Origin of the sequence: Marinomonas spartinae, from assembly GCF_016461715.1 — a bacterium.
GTDB classification, from domain to species: domain Bacteria; phylum Pseudomonadota; class Gammaproteobacteria; order Pseudomonadales; family Marinomonadaceae; genus Marinomonas; species Marinomonas spartinae_A.
This window is the reverse complement of record NZ_JAEMUI010000017.1, coordinates 50,332-67,176: the sequence shown is the minus strand read 5'-3', so window position 1 is coordinate 67,176 and position 16,845 is coordinate 50,332. Positions and strand designations below refer to the sequence as shown.

Below are 16,845 nucleotides of genomic sequence, written 5' to 3'. Positions count from 1 at the left end.
GTTATTTTGTATTGGTGGAATCGAAGATCTTATCGGCATTACCTTCGATAAAACTGTCGAAAATCTTGCCGTCTGGCATTGTATGACGACGGGCAAACTCATAAAAACAACTTGGGATAGTTTTTTCTTCACCATCAGCAAAGGTGAAGTTTATTTTGTCTGCCATGGTAGAAGATTGTTCCAGAAAAAGCTCAGGAGAGCCTTTTACTAATCCTCCTACCTGATTCAATACATAACCCTCGTCTTGAAGCAGCTGATTGACTTCTTCGATGCTGGTGAAGGTGTCTAGTTTATTGATACTTACGGTGAAATGGTTCGCTTGTAATCCCATGGTGGCTAACCAGGCCGCGTATTCACTGTGTTCAGCAAGGGTGTTGTAGTCTTTCAGCGAAATGGTATCCCATAGGCAACCAGCCCAGAAAATTTCAGGGGTTTGTACGGCATCGGTTGGGATCTGTTCAATCAAGCCTTGGATAATGTGCTGACAGTTTGTTGGTAACTCTTCAACCAGTAATTCGGACAAAAATATTTTCGGCAAAGAGGAATCGCTGTGTTTGTAACAACGAGCCACCAGGTGTTTGTTTTCAAAGCAAAAAGCACCGTATGCTTTATACCCCATACTTTCGAGTTGTGGTTCTAGCGTTGCCAAAGCAATCGGCGAGTTTGCGAAGGTACGAAAGGCTACATGATCATTAAGAACCTCTTCGCCGTGGCTTTTAAACAGAGCTTGTATTCGATCGGCTTGTGGTGTCACTTTGACATAGCTTTGCCATAAAGAGTCAAAGAACGTGGATGGCTGCATAGTAACCTCGATATTCATTGTTGTATTTACTCAACTGTACTGGATTATTAGCGGAAGATACAAAGGGTAAAAAATCACTGGTTGATGCGTTTTGATCATGCGACAAGGTTTTTAGGATGCAAAAAGCCCGTTATTTCGGTCTGTATTTAAGGTGAGCTGAGTTCCGCATGCGTTTTATTACTCACAATGCTGGTCTTGGCCGATAAAATCGCTTGGATCAAATGGGCGGGAAAACTGTGTTGTTTGTGATGAGCTAACCCCACCATGCGTTTTAGATTGACATCGTTTAAGTGACGAAGGCATATGTCGGTTCTACCTCGTGCTGAGTGTTCTGGAATTAGGGAAATCCCTAAACCAGCTGCTACTAGGTCAAGAGCATATTCTTCTGTTTTGACTGTCGCTCGCACGTCCATTGATAGACCACTTTTTTGTACCAGATAATTCCATGACTCTAAAATGTCACAGGGTGTGCGCGAGATAAAGGGTTGTCGGTCTATTTGCTTGATGGATACCGTGACGAAGTCAGATAGCCAATGGTCGGTGGGCATTGCGATAACGTATTCATCTTCCCATAAGGGGTAGAACACGTCGTCATCTTGTTTATAACGACTGCATGTGAAGCGTAAATCAGCGCTTTCTGTGTCATCAACCAAACTAAGTTTCAGTTCAGGCACTTCTTCTAACATGGTTTTGATGACCTTGCCAATTAGGGCGCCCGATAAAAAAGGCATCAATGAAACTGATAGGTCGAGGGAGTTGGCTGGCTGGGAAAAAAGTTCTCTCATGGCGTTCATTTCACTGATCATCTTACAGGCATGAGGGTAGAGCTGGGTGCCGCTATCGGTTGGTGTGACCCCTTTGGAATGACGCACAAATAAGTTGGTACCTAGATCGTCTTCCATTTGCGCTAGGGTGGCAGAAATAGAGGGCTGGGCGACAAAGCAGCGTTTGGCGGCGGCGCTCAAACTACGTTCTTCAAATACCGCGATAAAATAGCGTAATGATCGAATGTCCATGTCTAACTCAGTTTTGTTGATGAATAGGTTGATCAGTAATGAGACCAGTATGGCGTAGGCTATAGTTAAAAACTAGACCAGAGGCAGGAAATCAGTATTTCTCAATTCAGTCAAAGGCAGTATATGGTGAAGATATTAGAGGTAACGCGGTTTGGCGTCGCCTAGCTCCTTGAATTTAACGAAAGAGGTTCCCCATGACATTAGCTTGTTTAGACACGCTCGGTATCAATACGCTCAAACAGGGCGAGACGTTTTTCAGCGTATTAACGGGTAATACACAAGTATTGGGCAGTGGTAGTTCGTTTTCTGTTCGTAGCCCAATTGATGGCGCGATACTTTCTACTTTTAAAAATGCTACGCCAAGTCAACTGAATACAGTAAATGATGAACTAAAAGACGCCTTTAAAGCGCTGCGTCTTGTACCAGCACCGCGTCGTGGTGAATTGGTTCGCCGTATTGGTGAAGAAGCCCGTAAGTATAAACACGAACTGGCCCAAGTGATTTCCCTCGAAGCAGGTAAAATTCTTCCGGAAGCCCTTGGTGAAGTGCAAGAGTGGATTGATGTCTGTGACTTCGCGGTGGGGCAATCGCGTATGCTGCATGGCTTGTCGATCGTTTCAGAACGCCCAGGTCACCGAATGATGGAACAATGGCAACCATTGGGGCCTGTAGCTGTGATTACTGCATTCAATTTCCCTATGGCGGTTTGGTCTTGGAACACCATGCTTGGTTTGGTATGTGGCGATCCTGTCTTGCTGAAACCCTCTGAAAAAGCGCCTTTGTGTGCGTTGGCCATGTACCAAATAGCGCAAAATGTCATTGCTGATATGCCAGATATTCCGAAAGCATCGGTCAGTGTGATGATTGGCGATCGTGAGCTTGGTGAAGCCATTTCGGCAAGCGATACTTTCCCGCTTGTCTCGGCAACGGGGTCGACTGCTATGGGACGGGCTGTCGCAAAAACGGTAGCGGGTCGTCTTGGTCGCTCACTACTGGAACTTGGTGGGAACAATGCCATGATTGTATCTCAAACGGCGGATTTGGATTTGGCACTGCGTGCAATTGTGTTTTCGGCTGCCGGAACCGCAGGCCAACGCTGTACCACATTACGTCGTTTGATTGCCCATGAATCGATTGTGGATGGCTTGGTGGAACGTTTGGCGAAGTCTTATGGGTCTCTGCGCATTGGTAACCCATTATCGGATGGTAATTTAGTTGGGCCACTGATTGATGAAGGCAGCTTTGCGCGTATGCAAGCGGCTCTTGAAGCGGCAAAAAAACAAGGTGGCACCATTGTTTGTGGTGGTGATCGGGTAACTGAAGGCGTGCCTGAGGGAGGCTTTTATGTACGTCCAGCGATCGTTCGTATCGCTCATGATGCGCCTATTGTCCATGAAGAAACCTTTGCACCGATTCTTTATGTATTGACCTACTCGTCATTTGATGAAGCCATTGAGATCCAAAACGAAGTACCGCAAGGTCTGTCTTCGGCCGTTTTCACTGAGAGTATGCGTGAGGCAGAGTTATTTATGTCTCCAGCTGGATCAGATTGCGGCATTGCGAACGTGAATATCGGTACCTCTGGTGCGGAAATTGGCGGCGCTTTCGGCGGTGAAAAAGACACGGGGGGCGGTCGTGAGTCTGGCTCTGATGCATGGCGAAATTATATGCGCCGCACGACGAATACCGTTAACTATGGTGGCGACTTACCTTTGGCTCAAGGGATTGTTTTTGAGTAAGGGAAAAACGCAAGCCTTACGATTAGCGTCTATAGCATGAAAAGCAAAGGTGAGCAGACGCTCGCCTTTGTTGTTTTTACCTTGTTCTCATTTACTTTGAGGTTTGATTATGTCTGATGCAGTATGCGATTCATTATGGCGGGCAACTGCGCCAGCAGGTCCCAAGCTCACGCCTTTAACGGGGTCTCAGGATGTGAGTGTGGTGATCGTCGGTGGCGGTTTTACAGGATTATCGGCGGCTTTGCATTTGGCTAGATTAGGCGTCAGTGTGGCGGTGGTGGAAGCACAAGAAATCGGTTTTGGTGGCTCAGGTCGTAATGTGGGTCTAGCCAATGCGGGGGTTTGGTTAGAGCCTGACCAACTAGATCGAGCCCTTGGCCCCGAAGCAGGTAGGGTTATGTATGACGCTTTGGCCGCCGCGCCAGATTATGTCTATGGCTTGATTGATGAGTATAAAATTGAGTGTGAAGCGGTACGTCATGGAACTTTACACGCGGGCGTCGGGAAAGCCGGTCTGGCGCAACTGCAACGTCGCTATGAGCAAATGAGGAAGCGTGGTGCGCCAGTAGAGCTTTTGGGCGCTGCCGAAGCGCAATTACGTATTGGTTCGAACAAATTTAATTCGGCCTTATTTGATCCTCGTGCTGGGACCATTCAGCCTCTGGCGTATGCCCGAGGACTGGCCCATGCAGCGATTAAAGAAGGCGCAAAACTTTATGATTATTCGCCAGTAGACAGTATTTTACCCTGTGAAAATGGTTGGCAAGTAAAGACCAATCAAGGGGAAATTCGCGCTGAAAAAGTCATTTTGGCGACCAATGCCTACAGTGAGCATGGTGTGAGAGTACAAGCGCGCAAGTTCGTCCCTATCTTTTACAGCCAGCTGGCAACTAAGCCGCTCAATGACGAGCAGTTGGCGAAAATTTTGCCAAATAAAGAAGGCGTTTGGGACACTTGCACGGTCATGAGTTCGTTTCGTATGGATAAGCAAGGTCGCTTAGTGTTTGGTGGTATGGGCGGTGAAGGTCGTGTGTTATCAAACTGGGCGACTCAACGAGTCACGGAAATTTTCCCTGTGCTCGATAAGGTTGAATGGGATTATTGCTGGACAGGAAAAATTGCTTACAGCGAAGACCATCTACCCCACTGCCAGCAGCTTCAGCAGGGGCTGTATAGTGTCGCAGGTTACAGTGGCCGTGGCATTGGACCGGGAACCGTTATGGGCAAAGAGCTCGCTGAGTGGTTTGTTGGTCAGCGTGATTCGCTCTCGGTACCCACTACCTTGTTGCGTAATATCCCTTTGCGTGAGTTGAAGCGCATGTTTTATGAAGTCGGGGCTCATACCTATCATTATGGGCAAAAGGCGCATGCATTAGATTAGTCTAAAGAGTAGGTGCTCAGTTTCGTCTTGCCTTTTGGGTTGTGTTCCATTCAAATTAATAAAACGTGCTGACTGAATGATGTTGAATGAAATGAGTGCGCAATAATAGTGCATTCGTATCATTCAATGTTTGGGAAAGTGTATCGAATACGTTACAGTTAGCCTCTCTCATTTTAATAAGTAATGGCTATCACATGCGGCGTTATATTCCGTCGTCAACCGCGCTCAAGTGTTTTGAGGCATCGGTTAGACATCTTAGTTTTACTCGTGCTGCTCAAGAGCTGCATCTTACGCAGAGTGCAGTGAGTCGTCAGATTCGTAATCTAGAAGAGTTCTTGTCGCGGGATTTATTTATTCGATTGAATAAACGGCTTGTGCTAACGAGTACTGGCGCTGCGTATTACAAGGAGGTGGTGCCGCTTTTAGATGGCATGGAGATCGCCAGCTTAAAAATGCTGCATCGAGAAGATGAAAAAACAACGCTGACCATTTCTGCTCTCCCCACCTTTGCTTCTTATTGGCTGATGCCGCGCTTGGCAAGGTTTCAGCAAGCACACCCGGAATTTCAAATTAAACTGCGCTCATTAGATGATGCGGCAAAGATTGATGCGGATAGCATCGATATCATTTTACACTATGGTGGCGATCATTGGCCTCGGGCGGTTTCTCATCGGCTTATTTCTGAAAAAGTGGTTGCTGTGTGCTCTCCCCGTCTTTTGACTCAGTTTGATCAAACAAAAAGATTGAATGATTGGCAATGCCATGATGTGACACAGTTTCCTTTGTTGCACTTGTCATCACGTATGAATGCGTGGCCTGATTGGCTGGTGGCAAAAGGGTTAGAAAGTGGTTCGTTTGCGGGTACGTCTTTTGCTCATTTCCATATGTTATTAGAAGCCACGAAAAATAATATGGGCATTGCTATTATGCCGACTATTTTGACCGAGCAAGCATTAGAGGCAGGAGAACTTGTTGCCCCTTTTGGCGAAGAAGTGAGAACACCCAATGAGTATTTGTTATCCTATCCGGCGGACAAAGCGGATTTAGAACAAGTGGTTGCATTTCGAGATTGGCTATTAGCGAATATTGGCAGTGAATAAATAGAGAAGATTAATGGTTAGAATAGAAAGCAGAGCCTGTAACAAAATTACAGGTCTGTGATAGTATCGAAGCAAATAGACCGAAACATCATTATGACCAACTTACGGATGGATCACCATGAATAAGAAAACCACAGCACTCTTTATTCTTGACGGATGGGGCTACAGTGACACGTCAAAGTCCAATGCGATTGCCGTAGCCAATACGCCAAACTGGGATGCTCTATGGGAAAACCAAGCCCATTCCTTTATCAAAACATCGGGTCTTGCGGTTGGCTTGCCAGAAGGGCAAATGGGCAACTCAGAAGTGGGCCATATGAACCTTGGCGCGGGTCGTGTTGTGTACCAGAACTTCACCCGTATCGGTAAAGCCATTGAAGATGGCAGTTTTTTTGAAAATGACGTGCTGGTTGGCGCGGTCGATAAAGCTGTTAAAGCAGGTAAAGCGGTTCATATCATGGGATTATTGTCGGATGGTGGGGTTCATAGTCACTACGAACAAATCATCGCCATGTGTGAATTAGCGGCAAAACGTGGTGCAAAAGCAGTGTATGTTCATGGCTTTACGGATGGACGGGATACGCCTCCACGCTCGGCCAAAACCCCCATTGCAACGTTAGAAGATAAGTTAAAAGCGTTAGGTGTTGGTAAGATCGCTACCTTAACGGGCCGTTATTTTGCAATGGATCGTGATAATCGCTGGGATCGAGTACAAACGGCTTATGACGCCATTGTTATGGGCAAAGGCCAGTTCCAAGCCAAGACGGCAGAAGAGGCCATTCAAGCGGCGTATGATCGTGATGAAAACGACGAATTTGTGAAAGCCACCGTGATTGGTGAGCCTGTTTCCATGCAGGATGGTGATGCGGTTGTCTTTGCGAACTTTAGGCCAGACCGCGCTCGTCAGTTGACTCGTGCGTTTACAGATCCGAACTTTAGTGGCTTCAAGCGGGAAGCCCACCCTGATTATGCTGCCTTTGTTACCTTTACTGAGTTTGCTGCGGACATTGAAGCCGATGTGGCTTTCCCTCCCGTTGCGTTAAGCAATACCTTAGGGGAAGTGTTGTCCAAAGCAGGTAAAAAACAGCTGCGCATTGCGGAAACGGAAAAATACGCCCATGTAACTTTCTTCTTTAACGGCGGGGAAGAAGCCGTTTTTGAGGGAGAAGATCGTGAGCTGATTCCCTCTCCTAATGTAGCGACTTATGATTTGAAGCCAGAAATGAGTGCACCTGAGGTGACAGATAAATTGGTAGAAGTGATCAAAGCTGGCAAATATGACACAATCATTTGTAACTTTGCTAATGGCGATATGGTTGGGCACAGTGGTATTTTTGATGCAGCGGTGAAAGCGGTTGAAGCCGTGGATACCTGTCTCGGTCGTATTATGGAGGCATTGCAAGAGAATGGCGGCCAATGCTTGATTACGGCAGATCACGGTAATGTTGAGCAAATGTTGAGTGATGATGGTACTCAACCTTTGACGTCGCATACCACTGGGCCTGTGCCTTTGGTTTTGTTCGCACCAAATGGTGATCAACATCTAGGGCTGAAAGATGGTGCATTATCAGACATCGCCCCCACCTTGCTGGAGATGATGGGTATGGACAAGCCAGAAGAAATGAGTGGCACCAGTCTGCTCACGCGTTCGTGAGGTAACCGATGGCAGTTTTTTGTCGTCATGTGTTGTGTTGGGTTCTCCTGTTGCTGTCCAGTGTGAGTTGGGCGGCAACAGCGTCAAACACACCACAAACACCAGAGCAAGCAAAGCAACAAATTGAAGCACTGAAGAAAGACCTACAAAAGCTCAATCGTTGGATGAAGGAAGTGAAATCTCAACGGTCTGATGTGGAAAATCAATTGGAGAGCAAAGAAAAAGCCATCCAACACTTGATGAAACAAATTGATCAGTTAAAAGAGAGCTTAAAAAAGGGAGAAAAACAGCTCTCGAAGCTGAAAATTCAGCAGGGAGACCTGCAGCTCAGTATTCAACAGCAAAACTCACAAATAGCCGCCCAATTGAGGGCGGTTTATCGTTCTGGCAAGCAAGAAGCCATTAAGCTTTTGCTGAACGGTTCTGGTAAAGACGTGGATCGATTAGTTCAGTACAACCGTTATGTATCCGATGCCCGTCAATCCCTTATTAATGGTTACGCCAGCCAAGTGAATGATCTCAACTTGGTGGAAAAAAGTATCCGTAGCCAACGTGCACAGCAAGCGCAAGAACAGGCCTCTTTGCTCGCTCAACGTGACAAGTTAAATAAAGAAAAACAAAGCCGTCGTGAGCTATTAGCGAAGCTTGACCAAGATTTAAAAAAGGGCAATCAGCGCTCCGAACAGCTAAAAAAGAATCAGCAGCAATTAGAAAGTGTCTTGAAACAGCTTGAAGAAGCGTTGGCCGATATAAAATTACCAGATCAGGATGTGCCTTTTTCATCACAAAAAGGTAAGTTAGTACCACCACTTAGACCCTTGGTTGAACTGCCCTCGGATGGCAGTATCAATTTAGGTGGGGTGACGTTAAAAGGTAAAGAAGGTGAGCCAGTTCATGCCATTTTCAATGGACGTGTGGTGTTTGCCGACTGGTTAAGAGGGTTTGGCTTTTTACTTATTATCGACCATGGCAATGGCTATATGTCTTTGTATGGTTACAACCAAAGTTTGCTTAAAGAAGTCGGTGAGTGGGTCAATGCGAATGATGTGATTGCCACCGTTGGTAGCTCGGGTGGTCGTTCTGAACCCGCATTGTTTTTTGCTATTCGTCATGATGGTACGCCGCTTAAGCCACTCGCGTGGCTAAGACGGCGTTAGTGGAGGGCGGCTCATCCCTAATATGAGTCACCAAAGATAACAACAGGAAAAAGTATGATGAAGTTCTTAAGTCGTGGAGTGGTGTGTTTATTGGTGGCGTTTTCTATGCAGCCAAGTTTCGCAGCGGATACCTCTAGTGCCAAGAAGGCGGTTGCAGTCAACGATAAAGGAGTGGAGAACTCGACATTGCCGTTGTCGCAAATACAAGCATTTGTGGAGACCTTTGAAACGATCCGTGACAACTATGTACACCCCATGTCGGATCAACAAATTCTCAATAAAGCACTCAAAGGCATGGTAGCTGGCTTGGATCCCCATTCTGAGTACTTGACGAAAGAGGAAGTGAAAGATTTTGATCAGCTGACGACAGGGGAATACGCTGGAGTCGGAGTTGAAGTGGAATTGAAGGACAATAAGCTAGTGATTGTCTCTCCCATTGATGGGTCTCCCGCTGCGAAAGCAGGCATCTTACCTGGTGATGTGATTGTGAAGGTAGGCAATACAGTGGTTACCAACATGAGCTTTGAGGATGTCATGAATTTGATGCGTGGTGACGCAGGCACGACATTGTCTCTTGATATAGAGCGCCATGGTGAGATCAAACATTTTAGCCTTGAACGCCAGATGATTGCCGATAATAGTGTATCGACAAAATGGCTAGGGGATAACATTGCCTACTTCCGCATCAGCCAGTTTCAGGGAGATACGGCTCAAGAGTTTTATCATGCGATTAATAAGCTGAAAAAGCAAAAGCCGATTAAGGGAGTTGTGTTGGATCTTAGAAACAACCCAGGTGGGGTGTTACAAGCCGCAGTGGGCGTTGTTGATGCCTTTATCAATAAAGGTATGATTGTCTACACCAAAGGCCGAGATGACGCGTCGAACAGCCAATTTAGAGCAACAACGAAAAACACCCTGTTGCCTAATGTGCCTTTAGTCGTGCTTGTCAACCAAGGGTCGGCATCCGCCTCCGAGATTGTTTCAGGTGCTTTGCAAGATCATCATCGCGGTTTGATCCTAGGAACGAATACCTTTGGTAAAGGCTCTGTGCAAACGGTGATTCCTTTATCGAATGGCGCTGCTGTCAAGTTGACGACCGCCCTGTATTACACACCTAATGGACGATCTATCCAAGCGCAGGGTATTACTCCTGACCTTGTTGTTCCGCAAGCTACTCTAAGCTTGACCAAAGAGCCTTTCATCGTCAAAGAGTCTGAATTAAGTGGACATTTAAGTAATGGAACAGGTGGAGCGGATCGCTTTGACACGCAAGGGGTTAAGTTAAGTGAGTTAGCGAAAAAAGATTTTCAGTTGTTTCAAGCGGTGACAATTTTGAAAACACTACCTAAGTTTGATCACCGTTCTTGAGAGAGTTTATTGTGAAAGTTGTTCCGATCAAGCGAATGATGCGCTTGTTTGTCTCGCTCTATATAGGCTTGACTGCCTGTGCGTTGTTTGCTCATGAAAGTCATCCTGTACCTTATCATGCTCAGGTTTCGACGGAGTCAGTGAGTTTTCCTGCCTTAACCTCTTGGTTAGCGTCGCTGACAGCTCCGTTGAAAAGTGCAATGGAGCCATCAGGGAAAGATCAATCAGAGTTTATAATGTTTGATGCTTTGAACCCTGAGCAGCAAGATGATGATCGTCCGTTGATGCTACAAACCATTGATGATCGTGTGGTCGAGGGACAAAAGCCTGAATCATCCACGTTATCTCGTGATTCGTCTTTGCTTGGTCGAAAAGTGAGGATTGCGATTTTGATTGATGACCTTGGTTATAATCGCAGAGGAATGTTAGGGGCTTTACAGTTACCTAAAGAAGTGGCATTAGCCATTCTACCAATGACGCCGTTTGCTCATCAAACGGCAGTGCGTTCCAAAGAGCAAGGACGACTCACCATGCTGCATGCGCCGATGGAAAATGAAAGGGAGTTGAAGTTAGGGCCTGGCGGATTGTATGCGCGGATGTCGGAAACGGAGCTAAAAACTGCGTTGACGAAAGATATCGACAGCCTGCCTGGTATTCAAGGGGTGAACAATCACATGGGAAGTTTGCTGACTGCCGATCAGCAGTCGATGGATTGGGTGATGCAGACTTTGAAACAGCACCATTTGTTTTTTATAGACAGTTTAACGTCTTCTCATAGTGTGGCGGGGGTAACAGCGAAGAGATATGGTCTGAAAACCACCACGCGGGATGTTTTTTTGGATAACATTCGCACGGAAAAAGCCATAGATCGTCAGTTTTCTCGGTTGATTAAGCTAGCAAAACATCGTGGTCAAGCCATGGCAATTGGCCATCCCTATCCAGAAACTTTGTCTTATTTGAAGAAGCGTTTAACGCAACTCAATAAGGATGATGTTGTTCTGGTGCCTCTATCGCAGATACTCAGCTATCACGCCCCTTCTCTATAGGTGGCTCATCTAGATCATTTATTGAGGCTGCTCTGGTTCTAGAGCAGCCTCAAAAGTGCGTTTTTCTATTGAGCTCTTCTATGGAGTGTTAAGGCGTTGGTTCGTGATGTTGCAAAAAGGCTGGCTCACTATTTTGCTAAAAAAGACAGTTTCCAGAGTTTTTTGATAGAAAAGCGGAGTTTTTTGACAAACTTTTCTGTGCTTTTTGTCTATATTTAAGAGATGACAATGTCTTGACACAAATAACCTGTGAAGTCTTGTTGTTTTGCCTTTCCTTACATCGATTATTGCCTTTTTTCGGTGCGACGCTTTCTATTGTTTGAAATATAATCCTTAAAATCTCTTAATCTATGGTGTTTTGTGCTTTCTTGTCGGCCAAATTCCCTATTTTATTTCATAGATTTGTCTTTTTTATATTGACCAATTTTTGTGCACGGATTAATCTTGTGTGTGAAAAGTGTGCACATTTTTTATAAAAAAAATAAATAGTTCCATTTTTACCATCATTTCTTTGGTTTTAATTTTCTGGAACGCTTCTTGCTATTTAATAAAAACGATAAACAAAAAAGTGGGAGCTCTGAACATGTCAAATGCGGTTTTAAGAAAAACGTTACTTTCTATTGCGGTAGCTGGTGCAGCAACCTTAGCGCAAGCCGATGTGAATATCGGTGTGGCGGGTCCATTTACCGGTGCCAATGCGGCGTTTGGTAAGCAGCTATGGGAAGGTGCCAAAAAAGCAGCGGAAGACATTAATGCCGCAGGCGGTATTGATGGTGAAAAGATTAACTTGATTAAAGCAGACGATGCTTGTGAACCAAAACAAGCCTTGTCTGTTGCAAACCGATTAGTGGACTCTGACAATGTCGTAGCGGTGGTCGGTCACTTCTGTTCCTCTTCTAGTATTCCTGCATCAAACGTTTACGCTGACGCTGGCGTGTTGATGGTTAACCCTGCTTCTACTAGTCCTATCTTGACTGATCGAGGACTGCCAAATGTATTCCGTGTTTGTGGTCGTGATGATCAGCAAGGTGATGTTGCCGCAACCTATATTGTGGATACATTAAAAGCCAAACGTGTTGCTATCATTAATGATAAAACCACTTATGGTAAAGGCTTGGCTGATGCCATGAAAAAAACCCTGAATGGTTATGGTGTTAAAGAAGTGATGTATGAAGGTTTGACTCGTGGTGAGAAAGACTTCAATGCCTTGGTGACTAAAATTCGTTCAGTAAACGCCGACTTGGTTTACTTTGGTGGCCTGCATTCTGAAGCGGGTCCATTGGTTCGTCAGCTTCGTGATCAAGGTTCAAAAGCCATTTTTATGTCTGGTGACGGTATCGTATCCGATGAGTTTGTAACAGTGGCGGGTGGTGCTAAATACGCCAATGGCGTCTACATGACCTTTGGCGCTAATCCAACTAGCTACCCTGCAGGTAAAGCCGTTGTTAAAGAATTTCGTGATAGTGGTTATGAGCCAGAAGGCTACACGCTTTACGCCTACACTGCGATGCAAGTAGTGGCAGACGCGCTAGGTCATGAGAAGCTTGACCCAGTCAAAGCTGCGCAGTGGTTACACTCTCACTCAGTAAATACTGTTATGGGTAAGAAAACCTTTGATAAAAAAGGTGACCTAACCGTATCCGACTACGTCATGTATAAGTGGGATGATAAAGGTAAATACCATCAACTTGACTAATTGCCCTAATTAGTTTGTTCACTTGCTCATTGGTATATAGATACCAATGAGCCTGTTTTTAGTTTTATTCCCCCCATGAGGTTTTGCGATGGATATCGTTCTCCAGCAGTTGGTTAATGGGCTAACTCTCGGTTCTGTTTATGGACTTATTGCAATCGGTTACACAATGGTATACGGCATTATTGGGATGATTAACTTCGCCCATGGCGATGTTTACATGGTCTCGGCTTATCTCACCGCCATTGCGATTGCGTTACTGACTTTTTTTGGTGTGCAATCTTTTCCTTTCATACTGATTGGCACGTTGATTTTTACGATTATTGTCACAGGGGCGTATGGTTGGGTGATCGAGCGGGTGGCATATCGTCCACTGCGAAATTCAAGCCGTCTTTCTGTTTTGATTTCTGCGATTGGGATGTCGTTAATTCTGCAAAACTATGTGCAGCTGAGCCAGGGTCCTAATCAACAAGGTGTACCAACGTTATTGTCTGGAGCCATTCGTTTTCATGTAGGTGATGGTTTTGTACAAATTACTTATCTGAAAATATTGATTTTGTTGATTGCCTTTGCCGGCATGGGGGTTTTGACTTACATCATTCAAAAAACCAAGTTGGGGCGTATGTGTCGTGCGACGCAACAAGATAGGAAAATGGCGTCAATTTTGGGGATTGATACTGACAAAGTGATCTCTTCCGTGTTCGTCATTGGTTCTTCTATGGCTGCCTTAGCCGGTGTTTTGGTGACCTTGGATTATGGTTCGTTTGATTTCTATATCGGCTTTATTATGGGGATTAAAGCCTTTACTGCTGCGGTGCTTGGCGGTATTGGATCATTACCTGGTGCTATGCTTGGCGGCATAATTCTTGGGTTGTCCGAATCCTTATTTGCAGGCTTAATCAGTTCTGACTATAAGGATGTGTTTTCTTTCTCTCTACTTGTGCTTATTTTGATTATTCGTCCAAGTGGTCTTCTTGGTAAACCTGCCGTGGAGAAAGTGTAAATGACTCAGACTGATATTAGTTACAAAAAAAGTGGGACTGATGCCATTATCGCTGCGTTGATGGCACTGGTGGTTTTCGGACCCATCATGGGGATCGTTCTCAATGGTTACCAATTTAAGCTGAGCTTTGATCGAGTATTCGTGATTGTTGCGATTGTGTTTGTTGGGCGTTTTTTGATGTCGACTTTCTTTCAAACACATCGAGGTAAGATGATGGCATTTCGTTATGCCAATAATGACGATGGTGTGACTGTCTTACCCCCAAATCATAAATCCAAAATGGTTTGGATTATTCCACTAGTCATGGTCATTGGTCTTTTAGTGCCCTTCATTGCTTCCAAGTATGTGCTCACGATTGTTATTTTAGGTTTGATTTATGTCTTACTGGGGCTGGGCCTTAATATCGTTGTGGGGCTGGCTGGCCTATTAGATTTAGGTTTCGTGGGTTTCTATGCCATTGGCGCCTATGGTTTAGCACTAGGGTATAATCATCTTGGCTTGGGATTTTGGTCCATGTTGCCAATTGCGGCGATTTTAGCCGCGTGTGCAGGGGCAATTTTGGGTTTCCCTGTGCTTCGAATGCACGGTGATTATCTTGCTATCGTCACGCTTGGTTTCGGTGAGATTATTCGTTTGGTGCTCACCAACTGGCAGTCATTTACCCATGGGCCAAATGGTATCACAGCTCCTGCGCCGACTTTATTTGGCTTAGAGTTTAAGCGGCGTTCTGCCCATGGCGAAACCTTTCATGAGTACTTTAATGTACCTTATGATTCTGCTCATAAGTACATGTTTGTCTATTTGGTCTTGTTTGTCGTTGTATGGGCGGTGCTGTTTATCAAACATCGTTTGGTGAAAATGCCTATTGGCAGAGCTTGGGAAGCCTTGCGTGAAGATGAGATTGCTTGTCGCTCGCTCGGCCTTAATCATGTATTGGTTAAGTTATCTGCATTCATGATGGGAGCTGCCACGGCAGGTATTGCAGGAGTGTTCTTTGCGACCTATCAAGGCTTTATTAACCCCACTTCATTTACCTTTTTTGAATCTGCTTTGATTCTTGCCATTGTCGTTCTTGGCGGGATGGGGTCAACGGTGGGTGTGGTGATTGCCGCCTTCTGTTTGACGGTATTGCCTGAGTTGTTAAGAGAGGTAGCGCAATATCGTATTTTGTTATTCGGAATTTTGATGGTCGTTATGATGATCTGGAAACCTCGTGGTCTTGTTCGTATCACTCGACGTGGTTTTGCTCGGAAAGAAGGGGTGGTGAAATGAGCCAAGAGAACATCTTAAAAGTAGAAAACTTGGTCATGCACTTTGGTGGTATCAAAGCCCTTAATGATGTGACGTTTAATATAAAACGTGGTTCGGTGTCGGCTTTAATTGGCCCAAATGGCGCGGGGAAAACAACGGTGTTCAATTGTCTGACTGGCTTTTATAAGGCAACAGGTGGAAACATTATGTTGTCAGCGAATGGCAAAGACACCAGTGTTATTAAAGTGTTGGGTGAGCCATTTAAGGCGACTGACTTTATTTCCCCTGTCGCTTTTTTAAAACGTTTGAAATACAAAATGTTTGGTGGGTCGCATCTGGTAAACCGTGCGGGTTTGTCTCGTACGTTTCAAAATATACGTCTGTTTAAAGAAATGTCTGTGGTTGAGAACTTATTAGTTGCTCAACATATGCGAGTGAACCGTAATTTGCTAGCAGGCATTTTAAACACACCTTCGTATCAGCAATCTGAAGAAGAAGCCCTTGAACGTGCTTTCTATTGGTTGGGCGTGGTGGATTTGACAGAGTTTGCTAACCGCTTGGCGGGTGAATTGTCTTATGGGCAGCAGCGCCGTTTAGAAATTGCGCGTGCGATGTGTACCAATCCAGAAATTATTTGCTTGGATGAGCCCGCAGCGGGGTTGAACCCTTCAGAAACAGAGGCGTTGACCAAAATGATACGCGTGCTGCGCGATCAGCATAATACGACGGTGTTACTGATTGAGCATGATATGGGGATGGTCATGGATATCTCGGATTATATTGTGGTACTGGATCATGGTGAAGTGATTGCTAAAGGGAATCCAGATGAGATTAAGAATAATCCTAAAGTCATTGCGGCGTATCTTGGCGCAGAAGAAGGTGAGGAGGTGACCCTATGACAACCTTGATGGAGTTTAAAGAGGTTGATGTCCATTACGGTCCAATCCAAGCATTAAAGAAAGTTTCGCTCACGGTTACGGAAGGAGAAATTGTCACCTTAATTGGTGCCAACGGAGCAGGTAAGTCAACTTTATTGATGTCTATTTTCGGCCAACCTCGCATCTCATCAGGCGAAATTATTTATCGTGGTGAAGATATCTCGCAGAAAAGCGCGCACTATGTGGCGTCTCATGGATTAGCTCAGTCTCCGGAAGGGCGTCGCATTTTTCCTGGTATGTCGGTAGAAGAGAACTTGTTAATGGGGACGATTCCCATTGGCATGGAACACGCGGAAAAAGATATGCAGCATATGTTTGAGCTGTTTCCTCGACTGAAAGAACGCCGCAACCAGCGGGCGTCAACCATGTCGGGCGGTGAGCAGCAAATGCTGGCCATTGCTCGTGCTCTGATGAGCCGCCCTAAGCTGCTATTATTAGACGAACCAAGTTTGGGGCTCGCGCCGATTATTGTTAAGCAAATTTTTAAAATTTTGGAAGATGTTGCCAGCACTGGGATGACTATCTTTCTTGTTGAGCAAAATGCGAACCATGCTTTAAAACTCGCTGATCGTGGTTATGTGATGGTAAATGGAGAAATTCGTTTAACTGGAACAGGACAAGAGTTGCTAGTAAACCCAGAAGTACGTGATGCCTACTTAGGCGGCCATTGATCCATTATGTAAGGGTCTAACGTTGG

The 16,845-nt window shown here is 45.3% G+C and carries 14 protein-coding genes; 12 read left to right on the top strand and 2 right to left on the bottom strand.

Features of this window, described 5'->3' with window-relative positions:
* Window position 1: 1 nt before the first annotated feature.
* A complete protein-coding gene (locus JHD45_RS15620; RefSeq protein WP_199477445.1) occupies window positions 2-802 on the bottom strand; it encodes a DUF1338 domain-containing protein in 801 nt (266 codons plus the stop codon).
* 146 nt (window positions 803-948) lie between these two features.
* The gene (locus JHD45_RS15615; protein ID WP_199477444.1) at window positions 949-1,818 is read right to left on the bottom strand and encodes a LysR family transcriptional regulator; all 870 of its coding nucleotides are present in this window, start codon (window positions 1,816-1,818) and stop codon (window positions 949-951) included.
* Window positions 1,819-2,012: 194 nt separating this feature from the next.
* Between JHD45_RS15615 and JHD45_RS15610 the strand changes: the two genes are divergently transcribed.
* The 12 genes from JHD45_RS15610 to JHD45_RS15555 all read left to right on the top strand — a co-directional run bounded on the left by JHD45_RS15610 (window position 2,013) and on the right by JHD45_RS15555 (window position 16,819).
* Complete coding sequence (locus JHD45_RS15610; protein WP_199477443.1) at window positions 2,013-3,557, top strand: aldehyde dehydrogenase family protein; 1,545 nt, start codon at window positions 2,013-2,015, stop codon at window positions 3,555-3,557.
* 109 nt (window positions 3,558-3,666) lie between these two features.
* Window positions 3,667-4,938, top strand: coding sequence for an NAD(P)/FAD-dependent oxidoreductase (locus JHD45_RS15605; RefSeq protein WP_199477442.1), 1,272 nt, complete (start codon window positions 3,667-3,669; stop codon window positions 4,936-4,938).
* 194 nt (window positions 4,939-5,132) lie between these two features.
* The gene (locus JHD45_RS15600; protein ID WP_199477441.1) at window positions 5,133-6,038 is read left to right on the top strand and encodes a LysR substrate-binding domain-containing protein; all 906 of its coding nucleotides are present in this window, start codon (window positions 5,133-5,135) and stop codon (window positions 6,036-6,038) included.
* A gap of 118 nt (window positions 6,039-6,156) precedes the next feature.
* On the top strand, window positions 6,157-7,692 hold the full coding sequence (gene gpmI, locus JHD45_RS15595) for a 2,3-bisphosphoglycerate-independent phosphoglycerate mutase (protein WP_199477440.1): 1,536 nt from the start codon (window positions 6,157-6,159) through the stop codon (window positions 7,690-7,692).
* A gap of 8 nt (window positions 7,693-7,700) precedes the next feature.
* The gene (locus JHD45_RS15590) at window positions 7,701-8,849 is read left to right on the top strand and encodes a murein hydrolase activator EnvC family protein (RefSeq protein WP_199477439.1); all 1,149 of its coding nucleotides are present in this window, start codon (window positions 7,701-7,703) and stop codon (window positions 8,847-8,849) included.
* A 54-nt stretch (window positions 8,850-8,903) separates the two neighbouring features.
* A complete protein-coding gene (locus JHD45_RS15585) occupies window positions 8,904-10,217 on the top strand; it encodes a S41 family peptidase (protein ID WP_199477438.1) in 1,314 nt (437 codons plus the stop codon).
* An 11-nt stretch (window positions 10,218-10,228) separates the two neighbouring features.
* Window positions 10,229-11,263 carry a divergent polysaccharide deacetylase family protein gene (locus JHD45_RS15580; protein WP_325097315.1) on the top strand — a complete coding sequence of 345 codons (1,035 nt, stop codon included), beginning with the start codon at window positions 10,229-10,231 and terminating at the stop codon, window positions 11,261-11,263.
* Window positions 11,264-11,846: 583 nt separating this feature from the next.
* Window positions 11,847-12,959 carry a branched-chain amino acid ABC transporter substrate-binding protein gene (locus tag JHD45_RS15575; protein ID WP_199477437.1) on the top strand — a complete coding sequence of 371 codons (1,113 nt, stop codon included), beginning with the start codon at window positions 11,847-11,849 and terminating at the stop codon, window positions 12,957-12,959.
* An 88-nt stretch (window positions 12,960-13,047) separates the two neighbouring features.
* Complete coding sequence (locus JHD45_RS15570; protein ID WP_199477436.1) at window positions 13,048-13,959, top strand: ABC transporter permease subunit; 912 nt, start codon at window positions 13,048-13,050, stop codon at window positions 13,957-13,959.
* The gene (livM, locus tag JHD45_RS15565) at window positions 13,960-15,231 is read left to right on the top strand and encodes a high-affinity branched-chain amino acid ABC transporter permease LivM (protein ID WP_199477435.1); all 1,272 of its coding nucleotides are present in this window, start codon (window positions 13,960-13,962) and stop codon (window positions 15,229-15,231) included.
* Entirely contained in the window at window positions 15,228-16,109 is an 882-nt protein-coding gene (locus tag JHD45_RS15560; protein ID WP_199477434.1) for an ABC transporter ATP-binding protein, read from the top strand. The genes livM and JHD45_RS15560 overlap by 4 nt, the downstream gene beginning before the upstream one ends.
* Entirely contained in the window at window positions 16,106-16,819 is a 714-nt protein-coding gene (locus JHD45_RS15555) for an ABC transporter ATP-binding protein (RefSeq protein WP_199477433.1), read from the top strand. The genes JHD45_RS15560 and JHD45_RS15555 overlap by 4 nt, the downstream gene beginning before the upstream one ends.
* Window positions 16,820-16,845: the final 26 nt, after the last annotated feature.

What these genes read in the sequence shown, in the direction of transcription:
- JHD45_RS15620 (WP_199477445.1), bottom strand. Translation starts at nt 802, where the DNA reads ATGCAGCCATCCACGTTCTTTGACTCTTTATGGCAAAGCTATGTCAAA.
- JHD45_RS15610 (WP_199477443.1), top strand. Translation starts at nt 2,013, where the DNA reads ATGACATTAGCTTGTTTAGACACGCTCGGTATCAATACGCTCAAACAG.
- gpmI (WP_199477440.1), top strand. Translation starts at nt 6,157, where the DNA reads ATGAATAAGAAAACCACAGCACTCTTTATTCTTGACGGATGGGGCTAC.
- livM (WP_199477435.1), top strand. Translation starts at nt 13,960, where the DNA reads ATGACTCAGACTGATATTAGTTACAAAAAAAGTGGGACTGATGCCATT.
- JHD45_RS15575 (WP_199477437.1), top strand. Translation starts at nt 11,847, where the DNA reads ATGTCAAATGCGGTTTTAAGAAAAACGTTACTTTCTATTGCGGTAGCT.
- JHD45_RS15600 (WP_199477441.1), top strand. Translation starts at nt 5,133, where the DNA reads ATGCGGCGTTATATTCCGTCGTCAACCGCGCTCAAGTGTTTTGAGGCA.
- JHD45_RS15585 (WP_199477438.1), top strand. Translation starts at nt 8,904, where the DNA reads ATGATGAAGTTCTTAAGTCGTGGAGTGGTGTGTTTATTGGTGGCGTTT.
- JHD45_RS15605 (WP_199477442.1), top strand. Translation starts at nt 3,667, where the DNA reads ATGTCTGATGCAGTATGCGATTCATTATGGCGGGCAACTGCGCCAGCA.
- JHD45_RS15590 (WP_199477439.1), top strand. Translation starts at nt 7,701, where the DNA reads ATGGCAGTTTTTTGTCGTCATGTGTTGTGTTGGGTTCTCCTGTTGCTG.
- JHD45_RS15570 (WP_199477436.1), top strand. Translation starts at nt 13,048, where the DNA reads ATGGATATCGTTCTCCAGCAGTTGGTTAATGGGCTAACTCTCGGTTCT.
- JHD45_RS15555 (WP_199477433.1), top strand. Translation starts at nt 16,106, where the DNA reads ATGACAACCTTGATGGAGTTTAAAGAGGTTGATGTCCATTACGGTCCA.
- JHD45_RS15615 (WP_199477444.1), bottom strand. Translation starts at nt 1,818, where the DNA reads ATGGACATTCGATCATTACGCTATTTTATCGCGGTATTTGAAGAACGT.
- JHD45_RS15560 (WP_199477434.1), top strand. Translation starts at nt 15,228, where the DNA reads ATGAGCCAAGAGAACATCTTAAAAGTAGAAAACTTGGTCATGCACTTT.